At 63.1% G+C, this 22,421-nt stretch carries 19 protein-coding genes and 1 pseudogene; 5 read left to right on the plus strand and 15 right to left on the minus strand.

Going from position 1 to position 22,421, the window contains the following annotated elements:
- The first annotated feature begins 57 nt into the window (after positions 1–57).
- On the plus strand, positions 58–984 hold the full coding sequence (locus tag BLS26_RS09085; protein WP_092510306.1) for a LysR family transcriptional regulator: 927 nt from the start codon (positions 58–60) through the stop codon (positions 982–984).
- Here the strand turns inward: BLS26_RS09085 and BLS26_RS09090 are convergent.
- The 5 genes and pseudogenes from BLS26_RS09090 to BLS26_RS09110 form a co-directional block, all read right to left on the minus strand.
- On the minus strand, positions 981–2,162 hold the full coding sequence (locus BLS26_RS09090) for a 2-methylaconitate cis-trans isomerase PrpF family protein (protein WP_092510308.1): 1,182 nt from the start codon (positions 2,160–2,162) through the stop codon (positions 981–983). The two genes, BLS26_RS09085 and BLS26_RS09090, sit on opposite strands and share 4 nt — an antisense overlap.
- A gap of 150 nt (positions 2,163–2,312) precedes the next feature.
- A pseudogene (locus BLS26_RS36675) lies at positions 2,313–3,217 on the minus strand (sterol desaturase family protein).
- A 112-nt stretch (positions 3,218–3,329) separates the two neighbouring features.
- Positions 3,330–4,427 carry an AraC family transcriptional regulator gene (locus BLS26_RS09100; protein ID WP_092510310.1) on the minus strand — a complete coding sequence of 366 codons (1,098 nt, stop codon included), beginning with the start codon at positions 4,425–4,427 and terminating at the stop codon, positions 3,330–3,332.
- A 99-nt stretch (positions 4,428–4,526) separates the two neighbouring features.
- Positions 4,527–4,952, minus strand: a complete 426-nt coding sequence (locus BLS26_RS09105) for a hypothetical protein (RefSeq protein ID WP_092510312.1) — start codon at positions 4,950–4,952, stop codon at positions 4,527–4,529.
- An 84-nt stretch (positions 4,953–5,036) separates the two neighbouring features.
- Positions 5,037–6,035, minus strand: a complete 999-nt coding sequence (locus BLS26_RS09110) for a LysR family transcriptional regulator (RefSeq protein WP_092510314.1) — start codon at positions 6,033–6,035, stop codon at positions 5,037–5,039.
- Between the two features lie 149 nt (positions 6,036–6,184).
- Between BLS26_RS09110 and BLS26_RS37185 the strand changes: the two genes are divergently transcribed.
- Positions 6,185–6,262, plus strand: a complete 78-nt coding sequence (locus tag BLS26_RS37185) for a hypothetical protein (protein WP_371360929.1) — start codon at positions 6,185–6,187, stop codon at positions 6,260–6,262.
- Between the two features lie 12 nt (positions 6,263–6,274).
- Here the strand turns inward: BLS26_RS37185 and BLS26_RS09115 are convergent, their stop codons facing one another.
- Positions 6,275–7,468: an NADH:flavin oxidoreductase/NADH oxidase gene (locus BLS26_RS09115; RefSeq protein WP_092517855.1), complete on the minus strand. Its 1,194-nt coding sequence runs from the start codon at positions 7,466–7,468 to the stop codon at positions 6,275–6,277.
- Between the two features lie 165 nt (positions 7,469–7,633).
- The gene (locus BLS26_RS09120; RefSeq protein WP_092510316.1) at positions 7,634–8,692 is read right to left on the minus strand and encodes an acyltransferase; all 1,059 of its coding nucleotides are present in this window, start codon (positions 8,690–8,692) and stop codon (positions 7,634–7,636) included.
- A 192-nt stretch (positions 8,693–8,884) separates the two neighbouring features.
- Between BLS26_RS09120 and BLS26_RS09125 the strand changes: the two genes are divergently transcribed.
- Positions 8,885–10,141: an FAD-binding oxidoreductase gene (locus tag BLS26_RS09125; RefSeq protein ID WP_092510318.1), complete on the plus strand. Its 1,257-nt coding sequence runs from the start codon at positions 8,885–8,887 to the stop codon at positions 10,139–10,141.
- A gap of 74 nt (positions 10,142–10,215) precedes the next feature.
- Here the strand turns inward: BLS26_RS09125 and BLS26_RS09130 are convergent, their stop codons facing one another.
- The 5 genes from BLS26_RS09130 to BLS26_RS09150 all read right to left on the minus strand — a co-directional run bounded on the left by BLS26_RS09130 (position 10,216) and on the right by BLS26_RS09150 (position 17,979).
- Positions 10,216–11,775 carry a 2-isopropylmalate synthase gene (locus tag BLS26_RS09130; RefSeq protein ID WP_092510320.1) on the minus strand — a complete coding sequence of 520 codons (1,560 nt, stop codon included), beginning with the start codon at positions 11,773–11,775 and terminating at the stop codon, positions 10,216–10,218.
- Between the two features lie 418 nt (positions 11,776–12,193).
- Positions 12,194–13,375, minus strand: a complete 1,182-nt coding sequence (locus BLS26_RS09135) for an OpgC domain-containing protein (RefSeq protein ID WP_371360931.1) — start codon at positions 13,373–13,375, stop codon at positions 12,194–12,196.
- Positions 13,376–13,597: 222 nt separating this feature from the next.
- Positions 13,598–15,835 carry a DUF3604 domain-containing protein gene (locus tag BLS26_RS09140; RefSeq protein WP_092510324.1) on the minus strand — a complete coding sequence of 746 codons (2,238 nt, stop codon included), beginning with the start codon at positions 15,833–15,835 and terminating at the stop codon, positions 13,598–13,600.
- Positions 15,836–15,846: 11 nt separating this feature from the next.
- A complete protein-coding gene (locus BLS26_RS09145) occupies positions 15,847–16,770 on the minus strand; it encodes a tripartite tricarboxylate transporter substrate binding protein (RefSeq protein WP_172804574.1) in 924 nt (307 codons plus the stop codon).
- Between the two features lie 273 nt (positions 16,771–17,043).
- Positions 17,044–17,979 (minus strand): polyphosphate kinase 2 family protein, encoded by a 936-nt coding sequence (locus BLS26_RS09150; protein ID WP_092510328.1) that lies wholly within the window; start codon positions 17,977–17,979, stop codon positions 17,044–17,046.
- Positions 17,980–18,221: 242 nt separating this feature from the next.
- On the opposite strand from BLS26_RS09150, the gene BLS26_RS09155 reads away from it, so the two are divergent.
- The gene (locus BLS26_RS09155) at positions 18,222–19,259 is read left to right on the plus strand and encodes a Tat pathway signal protein (protein ID WP_092517856.1); all 1,038 of its coding nucleotides are present in this window, start codon (positions 18,222–18,224) and stop codon (positions 19,257–19,259) included.
- Entirely contained in the window at positions 19,256–19,651 is a 396-nt protein-coding gene (locus BLS26_RS09160) for a hypothetical protein (protein ID WP_092510330.1), read from the plus strand. The genes BLS26_RS09155 and BLS26_RS09160 overlap by 4 nt, the downstream gene beginning before the upstream one ends.
- A gap of 11 nt (positions 19,652–19,662) precedes the next feature.
- Here BLS26_RS09160 and BLS26_RS09165 read toward each other — a convergent pair whose 3' ends face one another.
- The 3 genes from BLS26_RS09165 to BLS26_RS09175 all read right to left on the minus strand — a co-directional run bounded on the left by BLS26_RS09165 (position 19,663) and on the right by BLS26_RS09175 (position 22,420).
- A complete protein-coding gene (locus BLS26_RS09165; RefSeq protein ID WP_244541892.1) occupies positions 19,663–20,622 on the minus strand; it encodes a branched-chain amino acid ABC transporter permease in 960 nt (319 codons plus the stop codon).
- On the minus strand, positions 20,619–21,500 hold the full coding sequence (locus tag BLS26_RS09170) for a branched-chain amino acid ABC transporter permease (protein ID WP_092510334.1): 882 nt from the start codon (positions 21,498–21,500) through the stop codon (positions 20,619–20,621). Before BLS26_RS09170 ends, BLS26_RS09165 begins: the two co-directional genes overlap by 4 nt.
- A 215-nt stretch (positions 21,501–21,715) precedes the next feature.
- Positions 21,716–22,420, minus strand: coding sequence for an ABC transporter ATP-binding protein (locus tag BLS26_RS09175; protein ID WP_092510336.1), 705 nt, complete (start codon positions 22,418–22,420; stop codon positions 21,716–21,718).
- Position 22,421: the final 1 nt, after the last annotated feature.

A 22,421-nucleotide genomic window follows, 5' to 3' on the forward strand; every position in this document is an offset into this window, starting at 1 on the left:
TCTCACAAGAATATGTTTAATATGGTTGCTATCTCGGTTTGAGATGGAGGCAAAAACATGGACCTGCGACAGCTTCGCTACTTCATTGCGGTCGCCGAACGCGGCGGCTTCGCGGCCGCGGCGAGCACGCTCAACGTTGCCCAGTCGGCGCTCAGCCGTCACGTCAAGGAGCTCGAGCACGAACTCGGCGGCAAGCTGTTTGAACGCGGGGCGCGCGGCGTATCGGTCACCGAGTCGGGCAAGGTGCTGCTGGCGCGCGGCCGCTGGCTGCTCGGCACCATCGACGATATCAAGGCCGAGGTCCGGACGGAAAATCGCGAGCCCAGCGGCACGGTTCGGCTCGGTGCGCCATCGAGCCTTGCCGAAATCCTGTATGCGCCGTTCGCCCAATTATTCGTGAAACGGTTTCCGCGGGTGCGGCTCGAATTGAGCGAGGGCCTGACCGAAGGGATGAGCGACCGTGTGCTGCGCGGCGAACTCGACCTCGCGATCGTGACTGCGCCGCAGCCCAACGATCATCTCGACTACGAGGTCCTGGTGGTCGAGCAGGTGTTTCTGATCGGGCCGCCGCGCGATCCCCTGCTCAAGCGCGGCAAGTTGACGCGAAAGGAGTTCGACAGCCTGCCCTCCGCCATCCTGCCACTCAGCCGCAACCCGTTCCCGCCGACGGTGCCGTTTTCATTGCGCGTCGACTCGAGCATCCCGTTGAAGCGGATCGTGGCGTCCGGACTTGGCTACGGGCTGCTGCCATTTTCCGGCATTCATGAGGAGGTGGCGGCGGGTACGCTGTCGGCGGCCCTGCTGCCCTGGATGGGCGCCGACCGCGTGTTGGCGTTGCCGCGCGGGCGTCCTGTGAGCCGGGCAACGCGGGAAGCGGTCATCGTCCTGAAGGAGGCCTGCAAGGATCTTGTTCGCGAAGGCAAGATCCTGACGGTGTCACAACGCAGAACGGTCACCGATTTGTCGATGCGTGAGACACGCTAGCTTACCGCCGGATGCGGCGTATCAGGTACGAAGACATAGCCTTCCATGATGCGACGCGCGGTACGCCCCAGCGTCGCGCGGCGAACGACGTATTGACCGGCGCCGTTCTTCTCGACCCGGGTTTCGGTCTCGATCACGCCCGCGGGATGTCCGATACGCACCGTATCCGCCTGGCGCATTTGCAGCCGCGTCACCTCGTGAACGAGGGTTCCCGTCAGGCGGCTGGCGACGCCGGTGCACACGGTACTGGTCCCGGCATAGGTCTTGTGGGTCTGCTGCATGAACATCAGCCGGGAAACCAGATCGACCTCGTTATCGTTCACAACAGCGCCACCGTTCTCGTCGCGATAGGATGCCGGCGGGCTGACGATGCCGAGAATGGGCGTGGCGGGCGACGCTTCGCGCGACCGCGCGGCGGCGGCGATCATGCCCATGCGCTCGGCCGCGGCGCCGCGGATGCGCTCCAGCCGCGCGCGTAGTTCATGATCGGCATCGAGCTGCGCGGCGCTTTCCGTGCCACGCAGACCCAGGTCGCCGGCGCGCACGAATACGTGGGCGTTGCCGATATCGACCAGCGAGACATCGATTTCGCCGACATCAGGAATTGTGAGACGATCGACCGGCCGGCCCGTGGGAAGCAATGCGCCGGTGGCGGCGCCGGCGGTGTCGGAAAAATCGATGAGGATCTTCGCGCCCGTTCCGGGCACACCGGGGACCGAGTAATCGCCCTGTTCGAGGGGACGCCCGTCGCGGACGGGAACTTCGATCGTCAGCACGCGCGACAGGTTGGTATTGAATACGCGCACCTGCGTCATCGGCTCGTGCGGCGTCACGTATCCCTCGTACACCGCGAAGGCCCCGACCGCCGAACTGATATTGCCGCACAGGCTCAACCAGTCGATTTCGGGATGCGCAATCTCGACCTGACCGAAGGTATAGGTGAGATGCGTCCCGGCCGCGCGTGGTTCCGCCGTGCGGACCGGGCCGATGACCGCGAGCTTGCTGGTAAGGGGATCGGCGCCGCCCAGTCCATCGATCTGCCGGCGATCGGGCGAGCCGAAGATCGAAAGGATGGTCCTGCTGCGTTCGGCTTCGTCGATCGGAAGATCGCTTTCCTTCAAGAAAACGGCCTTGCTGGTGCCTCCGCGCATCAGCACACATCTGATTTGACGGACCATTGAACTGATCTCCCGGCTGCGACGTGTATCGCAACCGGGTCGTCAACTGTCAACAATGAGGGTTCGTAGGGTGGATTAGCGAAGCGTAATCCACCAAGGTCTTCATGCGCGGGTAGTTTCGCGGTGGGTTACGGCTTCGCCTAACCCACCCTACGCACTGCGCGCTGCCGCCTCACCTTCCCGCATCACCGCTTCGCTCACCTCTTCGCCTTCTTCCGCGCGCCAGCCGGGCGGACCGATGACATGCATCAGCCGTGCGCGCCAGGTGCGGGCCTGCCAGAGATCGCGGGCCATCGCCGCCCATTCATGGAAACCGATCACCAGCGGGTTGTTGGACAGCAAAGGCGTCACCAGGCCGTAGCGGCAGGGCACGTCGTCGCGCTCGCTGACGAAAGTTCCGAACAGGCGATCGAACACGATGAAGATGCCGCCGTAATTACGATCGAGATATTCCGGATTGGCGGCGTGGTGCACACGATGATGCGAGGGCTGTTCAGCATATATTCGAGCCAGCCAAGCTTCGGAATCCATTCGGTATGAATCCAGAACTGATAGAGCAGGCCAAAACCGGCGGCGATGAACACCGGCCCCGGTGCGAAGCCGAGCCAGATCATCGGCACAAAGAAGGCCCCGGCGCCGGTCAACCGCCCGGTCCAGCCAAAGCGGTACGAAGCGCCGAGATTGAGCTCGTTGGATGAATGGTGAACCGCATGCGTCGCCCAGAACCACCTGATACGGTGGCTGGCGCGATGGAGCCAGTAATAGCAGAAATCCTGCCCAATCACGAGCACCACCACCGCGGTCGCGGTATTGAGCGGCACGGTGAACAGGCGATGGTCCCAGGCCAGACGGATCAATGGCGACGCGATGCTCGCCGACAGGAAAATGTACACGATGTATTCCCGGCCGAGCCCATCGGCGAGCGAGGCAAAATAGGCCCGCCAGTTGTAATCCCGCCGCATCACGACGGCGAGAAACAGCGCCTCGAGTGTCGCGATCGCGATAAAGACCGGGAGGGAGAATTGGAGGATCGTAATGAGCTCTTTCACGGCCATCTCCTGTCCGGCAAATGCGCCAGCCCATCAGGGGATCGCGCTGCCTTCGGGATCAACGTGACATGGGGAGGTCTTTTCGGCTCGCCGGTTTCCAGCCGCTTCTGGCCGAATCCTACGAACGGCTGGCCGATTCCGGAATCGGCAACGAGCCTGCGCCTTCAGCCCCGAAACGGGTGCGCCGATATTCGGTCGGCGTCAGCCCGGTATGGACCTTGAACGCGCGATTGAACGGCCCGATCGAACCGAAGCCAGCGTCGAGCGCGATCGTCAGGATCGGCACTTCGGCCTGGCTGGGGTCGGCCAATGCGGCTTCCGCTTCGGCCAGCCGGTAGCCGTTGACGAAGGCGCTAAAATTCCGGTGGCCAAGTTGTCCATTAATCAGGCGACGCAACCGGTACTCCTGAACGCCGAGGGTTTGTGACAGCGAGGTGATGCTCAGGCTGTCGTCGCGATAGGCCCTGCCCTCCACCATCAGCCTGCCGAGCTGCGCAAGCAGGACGGCGTCCTGCCCGGTAGCTGATCGCACCTGCTGCGGTTCGGCCCCGACGGACGGGGCCGAACCGTCTTGTGGCGACGCTGGTGCGAGTTGTTGCCTGATCAACAGAGATAGTCGCAGCCACGCATACACAAAGATGAACGCCATCAGGCCGATCGCGTTAAAGAGACTGTAAGGGGGCTTGCCCAGCGTGCCCGGCCATATCCGCTGCGACACGATGATGGAGGCGATATAGAACGCCGTGATCACCGCGAACTCGACGCGGAGCTGACGCCGCCATTCCACCAGATCCCCGGCCCGGCCGGCCAACGCATGCCAGACGCCGAGCGCGACGAACAGCAGCGACGAAGCCTCCTGCACGGCCACGACGGCTGGCGGCCAACCATACATTTCCCGCCAGGCGAGGCCGGCGAGCCAGAGCCAGGCGAGAGCGTGATACCAGCGTGCCTTGAAGTCATCATCGAACAGCGCCGCCGCCATGATCCAGAACACCGCCGGCGTTGCGATGCAAAGAATGTGGATCGGGATTTTCAGACGCATGTCGAGCGTCAAGAAGCCGGGCGCCGAATCGATCACGAACGCCGCTGTGCCGAGGAAAAGCAGCGCGGAGTAGCGGCTTAACCGGCTGGTTCGCAGGTCGCGGGCGACGAGAAACACGATAAGGAAGAGAATGGCAATCGTCCCTCCTCGCAATGCGGCTTCAAGGGTCGACATGAGTTGCGCCGGTTGATTGTCGTGCCGAGACAGAGAAACTGACTCTGTCGCAGGTGTCAACAAGCCGCAGCGGAGATACGATCCGTCCAGCGAATTCCGCTAGTAACACCGCACGATGTTGACGGTGTGATCCTTGCCGCCAGCGCCTGGGACCGTCACGGTCTCTGCGGGGCACTGCGTCACATAGGCCCGCTCGGACGGCACGACATTCGGCGGATACCGATGCGCCCAATCCCAGGGAACGTCATAGGTGGAAGGGTAATGAATATCGTTCGAGAGCGGCGGCGGAACGTCGGCGATGGCTTCGCCGTTTGATGGCCCATCGTAGTAGCCCGCCGGCCAGTACGTGACATCGGTGTTTCGTCGGTGATGCCGCGGGCCGAATGGCGAATGGGGGATCGCGCGCGCCGAAGTGAAGCCTCCACCATGCGCGCCGCCCGACCTCGCAGACGTCTCGTTACCAGCAAACATCAGCGCAATAGCGGCAAGCGACCCGACCAGCGCTCCGTACCTTCCATACGTCATGGCACGCACCTGTTTTTGGGTGGCCGAGCAAAATCCTGCGGGAACGCTAGGCCCGGCCTCCGGCACCCGCAAACATAACCCTAACTATTGGTTAATGCGTCCACGCCGGCGCGGTTCCTGCGACTGCTCCGCGGTGCGCAGATGATCCAGCACCATCCGGCCGGTGCCGGAAAGTTGTGTTGCTTCGCGCACCACGATCTTCAGTTCCCGCTTCGCCCAGTCGTCGCGCAGCGGGATCGCGCGCAGGCCCATGCCAGCGCCGATCACCTCGAAGGCGCGATCCGGAATAAGCCCGATGCCCATGTCGGCCTGCACCATCCGGCACACCGCGTCGAAGCCGGGCACGTTGATGCGCAGCCGCATCGACTTGCCGGCCTGACTCGCCGCATATTGCGAGCGCAGGTAGATCGAACTCGCGGCATGCAGCCCGATATGGTCGTAGTCGAGCGTGTCCGCGAACAGGATATCGGCGCGCGCGCTCAGTGGATGATCCGACCGCACCACCACGGCGAGATGATCGTAGCGATAGTGAAACGCCTCCAGCGCGCGCGTCTCGGCCTCGCCCGAGCAGATGCCGATCTCGGCAGCGCCCTCCTCGATGCCGCGCACCACGTGCCCGCTCGGCCGCTCCTGCAGGTCGACCCGCAGCAGTTCATGCGCGCTGAAGAACGCCTGGAGATCCTCGGGCAGGAACTGCACGATCGCCGACAGGTTCGCCAGCATGCGGACATGGCCGCGGACGCCTTGCGAATATTCCGACAGTTCGACCGCGATCTTTTCGACATTGAGCAGCGTGACGCGGGCATGGTGCAGCAGCGCCTCGCCGGCCGGCGTCAACGCCATGCCCTTGGACAACCGCCGGAACAGCGTGACGCCGAAGGCTAGTTCAAAATCGTTCATCCGCTTGGAGACGGCCGAGGCTGCGATGCCCTCGCGCTGCGCCGCCCGCGTCAGGTTCTGCTCTTCGCACACGGCCATGAACAGGCGCAGCGTGGTCAGATCGATCCGGCGCGTCAGCGCGGCTTCGGAAAGCCCGATGGTGCGGTCACGGGGAGCAGCAAGATCGAGGGTTTCGAGCGACATGGGACGTCCTGGGGTTCGCGGACGTCGGGACGTTACAAGCATCTACGGAGCGGAAAATATCAATTAGGTGAGCGCTGGGTCGCGAGAGTGGGAAATGATTCTAATCGGCGCCCGAATGGCCGAATTTCATTCCAACTCCATCATCGTCATTGCGAGGAGCGAAGCGACGAAGCAATCCATTCTTTCTTTGCGCGGTGGGATGGATTGCTTCGCTGCGCTCGCAATGACGATTGGAGCACTCACCCGCGACGTGTCACCACGCCGGTCGGCGTTGCAAAACCCTCCAGCGTCCGGATGCGCTTTTCGAGCCACCAGCCATATTCGGGCGACCAGTCCTCGAAGCGCGTGTTGATCCCGAGATCGTGCGCCCAATGCTGCGCGATGTTGGGATTGAACTGCGACTGGCGGCCGATCGCGATCAGGTCGGCCTGCCCGTTCTGCAGGATCGCCTCGGCCTGCTGCGCCTCGAGAATGATGCCGACCGCCATGGTGGTGACATCGGCTTCGTTGCGGACGCGTTCCGCAAACGGAACCTGGAACCCGAGGCTGCGCGGCACCTGCGCCGCGGTCGCAGCACCGGCGATGCCGCCGGAAGAGCAATCGATCACGTCGACGCCGCGCGCTTTCAGTTCGCGCGCGAACACGACGGTGTCATCCATGTTCCAGCCTTCCTGCGTGCCGTCGACCGACGAGACGCGGACGAACAGCGGCATCGTATCCGGCATTTCGCGGCGCACCGCTTCGGCGATCTCCAGCGGCAAGCGCATGCGCCCGGCGCGGTCGCCGCCATATTCGTCGTTGCGGGTGTTGGAGACCGGCGACAGGAACGAGGCTAAGAGATAGCCGTGCGCGGTGTGGATTTCGATGGTGTCGAAACCCGCAGCCACCGCATTCCGCGCCGCCTTGGCCCAGGTGCCGACCATCGCCCTGCACTCTTCCGTCGTCAGTTGCCGCGGCGTCAGCCAGCCCTTGGCAACCGGCTCGGCGGTCGGCCCGACCGGCTGCCAGATCTTGTCGCCGGCTTTGAGGTTTTCTTCCGTCAGCGGTCCCATGCCCTGCATCGCGGTTTGCGAGGAGGACTTGCGGCCGCCATGGGCCAGCTGAATGCCGATCGCGGTGCCCTGCCGCTTCATGAAAGCGATCAGCGGTTTGAAACTCTCGACCTGCGCATCGTTCCAGATGCCGAGGTCATGCTCGTTGATCAGCCCGATCTCCTCGACACCGGTTGCCTCGACGAAGACGAGACCAAAACCGCCGAGCGCATAGCGGCCGAGATGCACGACGTGAAAGGTACCGCAGGTGTTGCCGGGCTCGGCTCGATAATGAACCATCGGCGGCACCACGAGGCGATTTTTCAGCGTCAGGCCGCGGATCGCGAGCGGCTGGAACAGCATCGGCGATTGTCCCTGGCTGCCGTTGGTCGAACCGTCCATCATTCGCTCCCTTGCGGATTGTTGTTATTGGTTGCGCCGCCCGATCGGGTGGCCGAGGCCGCCGATTAAAAATGCCCCGCGCGATCGCGTCAATGCGCCGTTTCAGCCAGGGCCCGTTCCGATCGAATCGGAACGGGCCCTGGTTTCTTATTTTGACGTGTTTTCTTAACGCGAACCGGTGCCCACTTCGCTCGAAAACGCTTTAGCCGCCTGCGCCGGACGCAGAGCGCCAAGGCGCCGGCTCAACCTGAGCAACGGCCGCTCCACCGCGACGTTGAGCAGCAGGCCGAACGCGACGACGATGGCACTGGTGACGACCAAGAGCAGCAGCGGCGGAACCTGTGGGATCAGGCCAGCGACGGTCGTGCCTGCCAGCGTGACCGTCTCCACCTGCGCGAGATAAATCGAATAGGAGGCATCGCCCAGCCGCGCCAGCGCACGCTCTGGCCAAGATGGATGCGTGCGCTTACGGCTGACAAAGGCGGCCGCCGCTACCAGCAAGGCTGACGGAATGCCGGATATGATGACGCGCTGGGTGGGATCCGCCGCCAGCACCGCCGCGATCGCACAGGCTACGGCAACCGGCATCGGCCAATCGACCCGGCCAGTCACGAACACGCGCCCGACGATGACGCCGAGCACGAATTCGAGGATCAAGGGATCGACGAAGAACGCGTAATTTCCGAGCGCGGCTTCGACGCCCGGGATGCGCCCGACGATGGCGAGCGCGGAAAACAGCAACACGATGTTACGCCAGGGATCGCGCGTTGCCGCCATCAGCAGCGCGACCGCGAGGTAGAAGTACATCTCATATTCGAGCGACCAGCCGACATAGACGACCGGCATTTCGCCATCGGTGAAGGCGGCGAAGGCCAGCGATTTGAGGATGTGGCGGGGCGTATACCAGTCGGTCGCGCCGAAGGTGGCCGGCAGCGTCACCGCCAGCACGGTGACGGCGAAGATCACGAAAAAATACGGCGGCACGATCCGCTCGACACGGCGGCGCAGGAACTCCGCCGGCGTCAGTCCTCTGCCATCGGTCGCATAAAAAATGATGAAGCCGGAAATGACGAAGAACAGATCGACGCCGCGGCCGCCGTAGGACAGCACAAAGGAGATGGCGCTCTCGGGAACCTTGTGGCCGTCAGGAGCGACGCCCAGCGCATGAAAGGCGATGACGGCAACCGCCGCGATAAACCGGAGAATCTGGATATGGACGAGCATCCGTTGTCATTAACGCGCGGCGAGCAGCGGCTCCAAGGGAAATCGCGTGGTGTGAGCCGATTGAACTCAACGCAAAAACGCGGCGCATCCCTGCGGCGTCGCCTGCCGTCGTTGGCATTTAAAGTCACGGAACCTATAGTGCCTGACGGGCGGCTGCTGGACCGTGCTGCGGAATTTTGTGGGAAGTGATCGATGTCGGATGGGGTAACGGGCAAGCTGGCGGACGTCATCGTGCTTGGCGCCGGCGTGGTCGGCGTGTCCGCGGCCTATGTCGCGCGGCAGCGGGGCCTGTCGGTCATTCTGGTAGACCGGCGTGAGCCGGCTAGCGAGACCTCCTACGGCAATGCCGGCATTCTATCCAGCGGTTCGATCTTGCCGCTCAACCAGCCGTCACTCTGGAAGAGCCTGCCGAAATATCTGACCAACCGGCACCATGCACTGCGCTGGAATCCGGTCTGGTCCGCGCGCAATCTCGATTGGGTTGTCCGGTTTCTCGCCAACGCGACCCCGGCGCATACCAAGCCGCGGGCGACCGCGTTGCGTGCGCTGACCGGTGCCTCGCTAAAACTGCACCGGGAATGGATCGTCAAGGCGGGTGCGCCCGAGCGCATCCGTGAGACCGGCTGGCTCAAGGCCTGGCGCGGCGACGGCCTCGCGGCGGCCAAGGCGGAACAGGCGCTGCTGGCGGAATACGGCGTTCGCAGCGAAGTACTCGATCGCCAGGGAATATCGGCGCTCGAACCCAACATCCTGCCGGTCTACACGGTCGGGCTGCTGCACTCCGAGACGGCGTCAGTGGATTCACCGGGCAATGTGGTGAAAGCCTATGCGCGCATGTATGCGGGTTTGGGCGGCGAGATCCGTCAGGCGGAGATCAGGTCGATCATGCCCGACGGCGACGGTTGGCGCACGGTGCTTTCGGATGGCGAAATCCCCGCGCGTCACGTCGTCGTGGCGCTTGGCCCGTGGTCCGCCGACCTGTTGCGGCCGCTCGGCTATCGCGTTCCCCTGGCGTTTGAACGCGGCTACCATCGCGAATTCAAGCCGAACCCCGCGCGCTCGCTGCTGCGCCCGATCCACGACGCCGACGGCGCCTTCCTGATGTCGCCGATGGAGAACGGCATTCGCGTCACCTCAGGCGTCGAACTGACGGCACGCGATGCACCCTCCTCCTATGCCCAACTCGACATGGTGGTGCCGCTTGCCCGCAGCGTGGTCGAATTCGGCGAGGCCGTCGGCGAACCCTGGCGCGGTGCGCGGCCGACACTGCCGGACAGTTTGCCGATGATCGGGCCCGCGCCACGGCACGTCGGCCTGTGGCTTGCCTTCGGCCATCAGCATATTGGTTTCACGACCGGCCCCGCGACCGGGGCCGCGATCGCGGCCATGATCAGCGGCACGCAACCGCCGTTCGATGCCGCGCCGTTTTCGCCGGGGCGGTATCTTTGATCGGCAGCAGAATCCCATAGCAAAAACGCGGCGCTTTGGGCGCCGCGTTTTGTGGTGGGATTATCTTAGCGGCGTCAACTCGCCGCCTGCGCCGGCTCGTCGCGCTGGTGCTTCATGACGATCTTGTTGAGCGCACCGAGATAGGCCTTGGCGGAAGCCACCAGCGTATCCGGATCGGACGCCTTCGAGGTCATCGAGCGGCCTTCATGGGCGAGCCGCACCGACACTTCGGCCTGCGCGTCGGTGCCTTCGGTGACGGCGTGAACCTGGTACAGTTCCAGCTTGGCCTCGTGCGGCACCAGCGCCTTGATGCAGTTGAAGACCGCATCGACCGGGCCGTTGCCTTCGGCTTCCTCGATCTTGATCTTGCCGTCGACGTCGAGCTTCATGGTGGCGCGCTGCGGGCCATGGGTGCCCGCGATCACGGTCAGCGAGGTCAGCTTGATGCGGTCGTGGGCGGCCGCGATCTCCTGGTCGACCAGCGCCTCGATGTCCTCGTCGTAGATGTCCTTCTTGCGGTCGGCCAGCGCCTTCATCCGCACGAAGGCGTCTTCCAGCTGATTGGCGCCGAGCTTGTAGCCCATCTCTTCCAGCTTGTGCACGAAGGCATGACGGCCGGAATGCTTGCCGAGCACCAGCGACGACTTCTTCAAGCCGATCATGTCGGGGCGCATGATCTCGTAGGTCGAGGCGTCCTTCAGCACGCCGTCCTGATGGATGCCGCTCTCATGCGCGAAGGCGTTACGGCCGACGATCGCCTTGTTGTACTGTACCGGGAACGAGGTCGCGGCCGACACCAGCTTCGAGGCCCGCGTCAGCATGGTGGTGTCGATCTTGTTCCACCACGGAAACACGTCGTTGCGGACGTTCATCGCCATCACGACTTCTTCCAGCGCGGCATTGCCGGCGCGCTCGCCGATACCGTTGACGGTGCATTCGATCTGGCGCGCGCCGCCGGCGATGCCGGCCAGCGAGTTCGCCACCGCCATGCCGAGATCGTTATGGCAGTGCACCGAGAACACCGCCTTGTCAGAGTTCGGCACCCGCTCGATCAGCGTGCGCATGAAGCGGGTGTATTCCTCCGGCGTGGTGTAGCCGACGGTGTCGGGAATGTTGACCGTGGTGGCGCCGGCCTTGATCACGGCCTCGACGATGCGGCAGAGATAGTCCATCTCGCTGCGGGTGGCGTCTTCGGCCGACCATTCGACGTCGTCGATCTGATTGCGGGCGCGGGTGACGTTGGCGACCGACAGCTCCAGCACCTGCTCCGGCGTCATGTTGAGCTTGACGCGCATGTGCAACGGCGAGGTCGCGATCACGGTGTGGACGCGGCCGCGCCGGGCGAATTTCACGGCTTCGGCGCAGCGGTCGATATCCTTCGGGTTGGCCCGCGACAGGCCGGCGATCACGGAGTTCTTGGAGCGGCGGGCGATCTCGCTGACGGCCTGGAAATCGCCTTCCGAGGTGATCGGGAAGCCGGCCTCGATGACGTCGACACCCATGTCGTCGAGCATCTCGGCGATCTCGATCTTTTCCTCGAACGTCATGGTGGCGCCGGGGCATTGCTCGCCGTCACGCAGGGTGGTGTCGAATACGATGACGCGGTCCTTCTCGGACTTCGGTGCGGTGGTCATTGGAAGCATTCCTTATGGGTCGTGCGCTGCATTTTTTGAGCGCTGAAGGGTCTGGTGATCTCGCTCAAAACCCCTGAGTGCCCAGGCGCAACCGCCCAGACGGCCCTCAGGGGCCGATAAGAAGCAGAAGCCCGCCGAGAAGGAGGGTGGGCAAGGACGCAGGCGGAATCGCGGGGGCAGTCATGGGGGCAGCCTTGGCCGCTCCACCCCGAACTCCCAACATTTCGCTGCGAATCAGCATTGCCAGACCCTTGAGAAGCCGGAATCCTCGGCCAAAACCGTTGACGGTTCGTTGCCGGGACCTCACTTCCCCGCCGTTCTAGACGAGAAATATGACCGTCCGCAACGCCAAAAGATGGTCAGCAGGGATGACCTAATCGCCTCCGGCTCCATCCGGGTACGGGCCGCGGTATCCCAATCACGCCTGCGCAGGCTCGGTTTTCGGCTCGGCCTGCGGCGCCTCGAACAAGTCAGGCACTTTCTTGTACCAGTCCAACAGCCGGGCCGCCGCCACCATGATCGCGATGCCGACCAGGCTGACGAAAAGCTGCTCGGCAATGCCCTTGGAATACTGGGTGAGGAGCCAGTGCGCCGAAAACGACAGGAATATTCCGAGGCAGAATATCGGCAGCGAATGCCGGCCGCAGGCCATCAGCGGCCATAGCCACTTCGACGTCAACGGCGGCCAGTTCTTCGGCACGAACCGGACCACCACCAGAGCCAGCGCCAGGAAATGCGTGAAGCGCAGCATGTCGAGATCGGACTTGTCGATCGGATAGATCACCTTGATCAGCCACTTCGGCACCAGCGACCCCAAAAAATCACTGTGCCAGGTCATCACGATCAGAAACGCAAACACAAGCCAGGCCACGGCCACCACGAACGCGGCGCGGGAGCGGATCAGAAATTGCAGATGGGCGATGCCGCCAAGACCGCACCAGGCGGCAAACACGAACAGCATCTGCCAGGCAAACGGATTGAAATACCAGCTCGACCCGGCCGGATAGGACGGCAGGTTCCAGTCGAACCAGCGCGCCGCGATGTACAGCACGACCGAACCTGATAGCGCGAGCGCCGGACGCCTTATCAGGCACCACAGGATCAAGGGCGATGCGAACAATAGCGCCATATAGAGCGGCAACACGTCGAAATTGACCGGCTTGTACTTCAGCGACAGCGCCTGCCCGATCATCACGTCGGGATGCTGCAGAAAGTTGAAGACGTTGAATTCATTCTCGTACATCGGGTTGTCGGAACGCCTGGCGGTGCGTGCGACCTGCGCCGTAAAGAGCAGGAACAGGAAGATGTGGGCGATGTACAATTGCCAGACCCGCTTCATCAGCCGCTTGGTGGCGGCCAGAAAATGGCCGCCACGCACCGCCGGACCGTAGATGAAGCCGGCGAGGTAGCCGGAGATGAACACGAAGAACTCGGCCGCATCGCTGAAGCCGTAATTGCGCAGTGTCAGCCAGCTGACGATGTCGTGCGGAATATGGTCGAGAAAAACCATCCACTGCCCGATGCCACGAAACAGATCGAGCCGCAGGTCGCGTTCGGGCGGCCGCAGGGCGGATAGATCCTGCTGGTTGGCGGAAATGATCTGGTCCATGGCGAGTGACCCCGTTTAGTAGAAGCCGGTGGCAATTCGTTGGCGCAGCCTGCTGCGAATCCGGCACCGTGCATGGTATACCGCAACGAAGGCGTAGCCGGTGGGCAAAGCGATAGTACCGTAGGGTGGGCAAAGGCGCTTTTGCGCCATGCCCACCATGCATCGACAGATCGCATCAGATCTGGGGGGCACGCTTAGGCTCACATCGCCAACTCACTCGATGAGATAAATCGGGCTCGACCAGGCTTGATGACCGTCAGCCTGTGTCACGCGCAGGTAGATTGGCATGTCGCGGCCGCCCGCAAAGCTTACCTTGTGGTCAAGGGTAACACGGCGGCTGAAGTCAGCCTCAGGCAGACGATAAATGCTCAGTTGCCTGCCAAGACCGCCGCCTTCGAACGCGACGGTGCGATCGGCGAGTGCATCCATATCCACCATCCCCGACACCACATTGGTCTCGATGTCGAGCGAGCCTGAGTCCGCCTCGTCAAGCCAAAGGTCGATGCCTGCCAGATTGCCGGTCGTAACCGAACTCCAGGCCAACGCGCTCCCCGGTGCCGTCTCTCGCACCACCCGCTCGGGGTTGAGGAAATTGACGGGCGCAAACCGTGCAATACGATTGCCCGTGACGGTCAGCCTGCCCTCCCACAGGGTCTCGCGGCCACGTCCCCGATACTCGGCGCCTTGCCACAGCAAGCGCACGCGCCGTCCGAGATCGGATGCGCCAAACGGACGAAACGTCTCTGCGAGGAAGCTTCCATGCAGGACGTCGACCCGCTCGATCGGCGCGGTTCCGATTACTTCCGCGGCGAGATGCATCGGCACGCGGCCCGGACGAATGATGTCTCCCATCACGGCCTGTTGAACCGCGAATTCGCCGGCCGGCCCGAGCTGTGGATCTTCAGAAAAGCCGGTGACCGGCAGATCGAACGAGGCGTGCAGATCCATGAAGATCCGTACCCCGGTGGTCCCATAATGCCGCCGTCGCCGCAACGCCTCGAACAGAGCATCGCGCGTCAGTTCCGGCATGAAATAGCAGGTAAGGCCGCCGATCGCGCCAAAGCTGGACGCTCCCGGGCGGGTCGCACCGGGCCGTCCCTTGTGATCGTCGCTGTGACAGACAACGCCTACGCGATAGCCTTTCTCGAACGCATCGTGCAGAAGCCATTCGAAGGTACCCCATGTCGAGTGGACCTCGACGGCCCGCTCCAGTCGGCCATCATGGGCATATTTCAGATCCGCGTAACGCCCACCGACATGCGCGATGACAACGGTGTCAGTGCCTTCCAGTTCACGGAACAGCGCGTCGGCGGTGTACACGGCATCCGTCGAGGTCTGCCCCTGGACCAGAATGTGCGACGACCGCCGGATCGGGCTGCCTTCGCGGCGGTAAAAGACATTGCGATCACCGCCCATGCCGGTATTGCCCGACCATTCGTATCCCGGGAGGCAAACAAACCGGCCGGGAACATCAAACCCGGCCGTCAGCCGGTTGAGTTCATTCCAGAAGGCGTCGGTAATCTGGAAATCGTTGCCCTGATGTCCGACGATATCGACGAAGGCGGCGTCGCGCGCGTAACGGAAATAGGCGTCGGCCGTGCCCATCCCGATGGTTTCACCGCTCTGTCCGTGCAGGTCACCCCAATAGCGGCGCAGCGTTGTGTGCTGCACGACGCGCAGCGGATTGGCGCGCGCCAGCTCTTCACCTCCCGCCATCAGCCGCAGGTCGACATCGCCTTCCGTGCCGGCAACCAGGTTTTCGATTGCACAGGGAACGTCACCTTTTTTGATCACGATTCCGGCCGGCATTCCTTGCAGACCATGCGACGATACGAGATCGAAACTCTGATCGGCGTCAGGCGTGGGGTTGCCCCATTTGTCTTCGGCGACGATACCCAGGCGAAACGGCTCACCGACAACCGCAAGCGACGGCAGGATCGCCTTCCAACTCACTGCCAGCCCCGGTATGAGGTCGAAAGCCGGCTGTACCGGCAGTTCGCAGAACTCGTACGCTGCAAACGCGTCAACCGAGGTCCTCAGTTCGACATTCGCCTCGGCGTTGGTCTGCAACCGGAAACCGGGCGATCCCTTTCGGCGATCGCCCAAACGTACCGTCAACGTGTCCCCTGCGCGCAAATAGCCGCGGCCGACCCGGATCAGGAGAGTGTTGGCAAAGGGCCGGACGTTAAGCCTGTCGAACCACACTTCAAGCCTGGCGCCGTTGCTGGCCTCGACGGTTGTAAAATTGGCCGCCTGTGGCTTGTCGAACTGCGGCTTGCTCATGTCGGACGTGGTCCGCCACGATATCTTCACCATGCCGGTGTCATCGATGCCGAAGGTGCCGGCGACATAGGTGAGGGTCAGCTCCGCATAGGAGCCCGCGACAAATGGACCAGCGGGAGTCAACTTGGCTGAACCCATCTGTTCGGGAAGGTAGGTCGAAAATGGCATTATCTTTCCCGCTACTCGGCCTTTATGTTCAAGTCCTTCACCAGTCGTCCAAACTTGGCGTAATCCTCGCGAACGAGCTCGGCGAACGCTTCCGGCGTTCCGCCGACAGGCTCCTGTGCCGAGTCGAGGAAACTCTTGCGCACCGCCGGATCGGCAAGGGCCTTTCCGATCTCGCGGTTGAGAAGCTCGACGATGGCTGGCGCAACACCAACCGGGGCGAATACACCAAGCCATTGATCGAGAACGAGACCCTTGATTCCCTGCTCTTCAAATGTCGGCACATCCGGTAGACTCGACGAGCGCGCCTGCGAAGTTTGCGCCAGCAGACGCAAGGTACCTGCCCTGTAGTGCGATATCAGGGGCGTCGATCCGAGCGCCCCGAGTTTCACGTGACCACCGAGAAGATCATTGATCGCCGGCCCGCCGCCGCGATACGGCACCTGCTCCAGCTTGATGCCGGCAATCTGCGCGAACCATTGCACCGCCATATGCTGCGGTGAACCGAGCCCGCTCCCGGTCGCATATGGAAGGCCCGGCTGCTTCTTTGCCAGCGCAATCAATTCGGCAAGCGAGTTGACGCCGAGCGAAGGATGGGCCGCCAGCACAATCGGCTGACGTGAAACCTGGATGATCGGCAACAGGTCCTTTGAGGGGTCGACCCTGGTATGAAACACGTGCGGATTGCTCGCCACCGCGTCAATGGTAAAAAGAATGGTGTAGCCGTCCGGCGGGCTCCTGGCAGCTTCCTCGACCCCGACGGTACCGTTTGCCCCGGATTTGTTCTCAACATAGACCTGCTGACCGAACGTCCGCGACAAGCTTTCGGCGATAAGGCGCGCGCCCACATCCGTCGACCCGCCCGCCGGAAATGGCACGACGAACCGGATGGGTTTGGCGGGATATGCTGCGGCGTTTGCGGTAGCGATCTTGGCCAATCCGAGGGAAAGTGCCGCCAGCGTCAGCGTGCGTCTGGTGATCATGGTCCGCTCCCTGCGAAAACGACGAGGTGCATTCCGATTGTCGACAGTAGCGGACCAGCGCTCGACCGACCAGTCTTTGCTGTCGGATCGAGCCCGCAAATTGGCTCACGGGGGCTGGGATCGCCCGACGGTCGATCAGGTCGATGTCACGCGGATTAATCCCGGTCCGATTGGCTGGAGTCGCCTTGGAGGATATGAATGCCGAAGGGGCCAGCGAGGCGGGTTGGCCTACTTCTGCGTCGACTTCTTTTCGCCGCCCTTGCCTTCTTTCAGCAGCGCCTCGCGGATCTGCTTGAACTCGCTGCGTTCGGCCTTGTCGACTTTCGGGAAATGCAGGTCGAGCTTGTCGAGCGCAGCGACAATGGTCGAACCGATCACGACGCGGGCAAACCATTTGTGGTCAGCCGGCACCACGTACCACGGCGCCAGGGATGTCGAGGTGTGGCGGACGATGTCCTGATACACCGCCTGGTAGCGCCGCCACAGCGCGCGCTCGGTAATATCGCCCATCGAGAACTTCCAGTTCTTGGCAGGCTGCTCCAGCCGCTCCAGAAAGCGCTCACGCTGTTCCGCCTTGGAGACGTTGAGGAAGAATTTCAGGATCACGGTGCCGTTGCGCGCGAGGTAGCGCTCCAACGCGGAAATATCCTCGAATCGCTCGCGCCAGATGTTCTTGGTGATCAGCTTCGGTGGAATTTTCTCCTTGGCAAGGATGTCCGGGTGCACCCGCGTCACCAGGCATTCCTCGTAATAGGAGCGGTTGAAGATGCCGATGTGGCCGCGCTCCGGCAGCGCGATCGTGCTGCGCCAGAGGAAATCATGATCGAGCTCGTGCGAGGTCGGCTGCTTGAACGAGGTGACCGCACAGCCCTGCGGATTGACGCCATCGAAGATGCTCTTGATGGCCGAGTCCTTGCCCGCCGCATCCATGCCCTGGAAAATCACCAGCAGCGACCAGCGGTCCTGCGCATAGAGCCGTTCCTGGAAATCGTTCAACCGTTCGCGGTTGGCCTCGAGAATTTTTGCCGCCTTGTCCTTGTCGAGGCCGCCCTTTTCGTCGGTCTTGTGCGATTTCAGGTGGAACTGGCCGGTTCCGTCGAAGCGGAACGGCGCGACGAATGGCTTCAATTCGTCGGCGAGGACCTTCGCGGGCTTCTTGCTCATGGCGTAACCTGTTGGTTTTCCTTCCGCGCTGCGGGCGGTTGGCGCAGGCTATCCACAAACCGCCCGAATGGGAATCGTTTGTCGCCTTACCCCTGCATTGCTGCACAAGGCCGGACTTGCCGGACACTTGATATGCCTCAAGCCGAGCCCGCCGATCGGGCGCAAACCAGGATGGTCGCAGTAGTCAGGGAACGGCAATGCTGAACAGACGCAGCTTGCTCGGCTTCGCAATCGGGGCTGGCATGGTACAACTTTCCTCGCCGGCTCAAGCCGCGACGATGAGCTACGAACAGGCAGTGCGTCAAACCTGGGCGCCGCTGCAACCGACGCCGAGAGACCGCGAACTGGTACGCGCAGCGACGCTCGCTGCCAACAGCCACAATACCCAACCCTGGATTTTCGCGGCCGACGCCGACGAAATCACCATCGCCCCGGATTTCAGCCGAAGATGCCCCGCGGTCGACCCGGACGACCATCACCTGTATGTCAGCCTGGGTTGCGCAGCAGAGAACCTCACACATGCCGCGGCGGCGATCGGATACAAGGCGACGCCAAGCCTTGCAGACGGTATGCTGGCCGTCAGCCTCGAACCGGCGCCGCCGCTGCGCTCGCCGCTGTTCGAGGCGATCGCGCTTCGACAATGCACCCGCGCAGCCTATGACGGCAGGCCGGTCGCCTCCGAAACGATCCGCTCCCTCGAGGCCGCCGGCCGCGAGCCGGGTGTTTCGGTCATCATCTTCACCGATCGCAGCGCGATGTCGAACATTGCCGATTATGTCGAGCAGGGTAACGCGTCGCAGATGCACGACGACGCCTTCATGACGGAGCTCAAGAGCTGGATCCGCTTTAGCGAGGCGGACGCCGTGTCCACGATGGACGGGCTGTTCGCGCCCGCGTCCGGCACTCCCGCCATGCCGGCCTGGCTCGCCAGACCGTTGATGGGGCTGTTTTTCAACGAGAGAGGTGAAAACCGGAAGTACCGCGAACATATCGAAAGCTCGGCGGGGATTGCAGTCTTCGTCTCGGGGGCAAACGACAAGTCGCATTGGATCGCGGCGGGACGCGCCTGTCAGCGCTTTGGCCTGCAGGCGACGGCCCTCGGGCTGAAATATGCCTTCATCAACCAGCCGGTGGAAGTACCCGCGCTACGCCGCCAGTTCGCTTCCTATCTCGGGATCGGCGATCGGCGGCCCGACCTCGTGCTGCGGTTTGGCACCGGGCCGCAATTGCCGAGATCCCTCCGTCGTCCCCCGGAGCAAGTCATGCGACAGCACGCGTGAAGCTGGCCTCGGTTGCCGCGATCTATTTCCTGGCGGTTTTTTCGGCCGGCTTTCTGCTCGGACCGATCCGTGTGCTGCTGCTGGAGCCGCGCATCGGCGCTGTCGCGGCCACTCTCTGCGAAGCGCCGCTGCTGCTGATTGCGATGGTGGTTGCCGCCCGTTGGACGCCGCGACTGGTAGGGTTGACGACGTCCCTTGCCGGGATGCTGGCCGTCGGCCTCGGCGCGCTCGCCCTGCAACAAGCTGCTGACCTCCTGGTAGGCATGCTGCTGCGCGGATTGAGCGCGCAGCAGCAATTCGCCCGGCTGGCGACGCCGGAAGGCGCCATCTACGCGGCGCTGCTGGCTCTGTTTGCGCTGATGCCCGCGATGATCAACCGAACCAGCCGATGATGCGAGCGCCGTCAGCGCGACGACTTGAACCGCGCCAGGATGCTACCAAGAATACCCTTGGGAAGAAATATGATGAACACCACCAGCAGCACGCCGTAGACGAGATTGTCCCAGCCGACCGCCTTGGTTCCAAACCCGATGCGCAGGATTTCCGCGAGCATGATGGTGATGACCGCGCCGATGGTCGGCCCGAGCGAGACATAGAGCCCGCCGACGATGACGGCGAACACCATCTGCAGCGACACCGAAATGCCGCTGACGGTGTCCGGGGTGATGAACATCTGGTACTGGCAATAGAGCGCGCCGGCGAGCGCGGTCATCAGCGCCGAGATCAGCGTGATCTTGAGTTTTTCGGCGGTGACGTTGACGCCGGCCGCGGCGGCAGCGTCCTCGTCCTCCGAGATTGCCTCCATGGCGTAGCGGCTCATGCTGCGGTCGATCAAGCGCCAGATCAAGAGGCCGACCACCCAGACGAACAGCGCGACAAAGTACCATGTGATCTTGTCGTCGAACTGCAGCGCCAGCAGGTGGCTGCCTTTGGCGCGGTTCGGCGTCAGCCCGAGCGAGCCGCCGGTGTAGTCGCGCGTCGCGGTGATGACCTGCAGCACGATGCCGGACAAAGCCAGCGTCACCAGCACGAAATAATGCCCGGTGATGCGGAAGCGGAAGCAGGGATAGGCGACGATCAGCGCCAGCACGCCCGCCGCCGCCATGCCGACGGGAATGCCGATCCACGGCGACACGCCAAGATGGTTCCACAACAGCGCCGTCACATAGGCGCCGACGCCCATGAAGCCGCCATGGCCGAGCGACACCAGGCCGAAGCGGCCCATGATCGACCACGACGTATAGGCAAACGACCAGATCAGGATCAGCACCAGGATGTGCAGATGGTAGGGCTCGCGATGGACAAAGGGCAGCGCGATCAGCGCCGCCAATCCGAGAGCCCAAGCCGCGTTGCGAAGAGTCACGAGCGCCTCGCAAACAGGCCCGCGGGCCGGATGAACATCATGACGATGAAGAAGGCGAAGGCGAGCACATAGCCCCATTCGAGGTCCGAAAACAGCCCGCCCAGCGAAATGATCTCGGCGAAGACAAAGGCCGCGATGAAGCCGCCGATGAAATTGCCGAGCCCCCCGAGCACGCAGATCAGGAAGGTGATCGGCCCGAACGACAGTCCGACAAACGGATGCACGTCGTATTGCAGCACCAGGAGGCAGGCGGCGAGGCCCGCGAGCCCGCCGCCGATCGCCGAGGTGATGAGATAGATGCGCTTGGTATCGACGCCCATCAGCGCCATGATCTGGCGGTCCTGCGCAATGGCGCGGATGGCCGTGCCGGTATAGGTGCGCTTCATGAACAGGTAGACCGCGACCATGCCGACCAGCGCGGCGCCGAACGACAACAGCCGCGCGTAGCTGAAATGCATCTCGCCGAACGCCAGTACCGGCAGGCGGATGCCGAGATTGCGGAAGTCGATACCGAAGGCGACGGTGGCAAAGCTCTGCAGGATGAACAGCACGCCGCCGGTGGCAAGCAACTGGTTGATCGGCGGCGCGGTCAACAGCGGCGCGATGACGATGTAATGCAGCGCGGCGCCGAGTGCTGCGACCAGCATGATGGTCAGCGGCGCCGCCGCCCAGTAGGGAAAGTGGAACACCTGCACGAGATAATACATCCCGTACATCCCGATCATGACGAGTTCGGCGTAGCAGATCCAGGTCACGTCGATGACGCCGAAGATCAGATTGAGCCCGAGCGCCAACAGCGCCAGCACGCCGCCGAGCAGGATGCCGTTGACCACAGCCTCCAGCAGATAGATATCGAAGATGTCCAGAAACGCCTGCATGGTGTGCCTCTTGCTTACCTCTCCCGCTTGCGGGGGTCGAGACGAGCGAAGCTCGCTCTTAGGTCGCATCGCATCGACAGATGCGATGCGGGTGGGGGCTCTCTCCACTCGAACGTTCCAACGTGTGGCGACACCCCCACCCCAACCCTCCCCCGCAAGCGGGAGAGGGAACGCACCTTCTTCGTGGAAGCTATTCGATCTATTCCACTCATTCCCTAGACCCCGAGATATGCCTGCTTGATCGTGTCGGTCGACAGCATTTCCTGTGATGTGCCCGACGCGCGAATAGAACCTGCTTCGAGCAGATAGGCGCGATCGACCACTTTCAGCACCTGCTGCACGTTCTGCTCGACGATCAGCACCGTCAGCCCGCCGGCGCGGATGCGTTTGACCAGTTCGAACACCTGCTGCACCACGACCGGCGCCAGACCCGCCGACGGCTCGTCGAGCAGCAGCAGTTTCGGATCCGACATCAGCGCGCGGCCGATCGCGCACATCTGCTGCTCGCCGCCCGACATGGTGCCGGCCATCTGGCTGCGCCGCTCCTTCATGCGCGGAAACAGGTCGAACACGAATTCCAGCCGCTCGGCATATCTGGCGCGCGCGCCCGGCATGTAGGCGCCCATCTTCAGATTATCGTCGACCGAGAGCCGCGGAAACAGCCGGCGGTTTTCCGGCACATGGGCGATGCCGAGATCGACGATCTTGTGCGCCGGCGTCGCCAGCACATCCGTCCCCTCCATCGCAATCGCGCCTTTGGTCGGCCGGATCAGCCCGGAGATCACCCGCATCAGGGTGGTCTTGCCGGCCCCGTTGGGGCCGATCACGCCGACCGCTTCGCCCGCTTTGACCTCGAGCGACACGTCGAACAGCGCCTGGAAGCTGCCGTAGCCTGCATCGACCGATTTCAGATCGAGCATG

This window comes from Afipia sp. GAS231 (assembly GCF_900103365.1).
GTDB lineage: Bacteria > Pseudomonadota > Alphaproteobacteria > Rhizobiales > Xanthobacteraceae > Bradyrhizobium.

Bases quoted from the DNA above. Each gene is read 5' to 3' on its own strand.
- BLS26_RS09085 (WP_092510306.1), top strand. From the start codon at position 58: ATGGACCTGCGACAGCTTCGCTACTTCATTGCGGTCGCCGAACGCGGC.
- BLS26_RS09090 (WP_092510308.1), bottom strand. From the start codon at position 2,162: ATGGTCCGTCAAATCAGATGTGTGCTGATGCGCGGAGGCACCAGCAAG.
- BLS26_RS09100 (WP_092510310.1), bottom strand. From the start codon at position 4,427: ATGTCGACCCTTGAAGCCGCATTGCGAGGAGGGACGATTGCCATTCTC.
- BLS26_RS09105 (WP_092510312.1), bottom strand. From the start codon at position 4,952: ATGACGTATGGAAGGTACGGAGCGCTGGTCGGGTCGCTTGCCGCTATT.
- BLS26_RS09110 (WP_092510314.1), bottom strand. From the start codon at position 6,035: ATGTCGCTCGAAACCCTCGATCTTGCTGCTCCCCGTGACCGCACCATC.
- BLS26_RS09115 (WP_092517855.1), bottom strand. From the start codon at position 7,468: ATGGACGGTTCGACCAACGGCAGCCAGGGACAATCGCCGATGCTGTTC.
- BLS26_RS09120 (WP_092510316.1), bottom strand. From the start codon at position 8,692: ATGCTCGTCCATATCCAGATTCTCCGGTTTATCGCGGCGGTTGCCGTC.
- BLS26_RS09125 (WP_092510318.1), top strand. From the start codon at position 8,885: ATGTCGGATGGGGTAACGGGCAAGCTGGCGGACGTCATCGTGCTTGGC.
- BLS26_RS09130 (WP_092510320.1), bottom strand. From the start codon at position 11,775: ATGACCACCGCACCGAAGTCCGAGAAGGACCGCGTCATCGTATTCGAC.
- BLS26_RS09140 (WP_092510324.1), bottom strand. From the start codon at position 15,835: ATGCCATTTTCGACCTACCTTCCCGAACAGATGGGTTCAGCCAAGTTG.
- BLS26_RS09150 (WP_092510328.1), bottom strand. From the start codon at position 17,979: ATGAGCAAGAAGCCCGCGAAGGTCCTCGCCGACGAATTGAAGCCATTC.
- BLS26_RS09155 (WP_092517856.1), top strand. From the start codon at position 18,222: ATGGTACAACTTTCCTCGCCGGCTCAAGCCGCGACGATGAGCTACGAA.
- BLS26_RS09170 (WP_092510334.1), bottom strand. From the start codon at position 21,500: ATGCAGGCGTTTCTGGACATCTTCGATATCTATCTGCTGGAGGCTGTG.
- BLS26_RS09175 (WP_092510336.1), bottom strand. From the start codon at position 22,420: ATGCTCGATCTGAAATCGGTCGATGCAGGCTACGGCAGCTTCCAGGCG.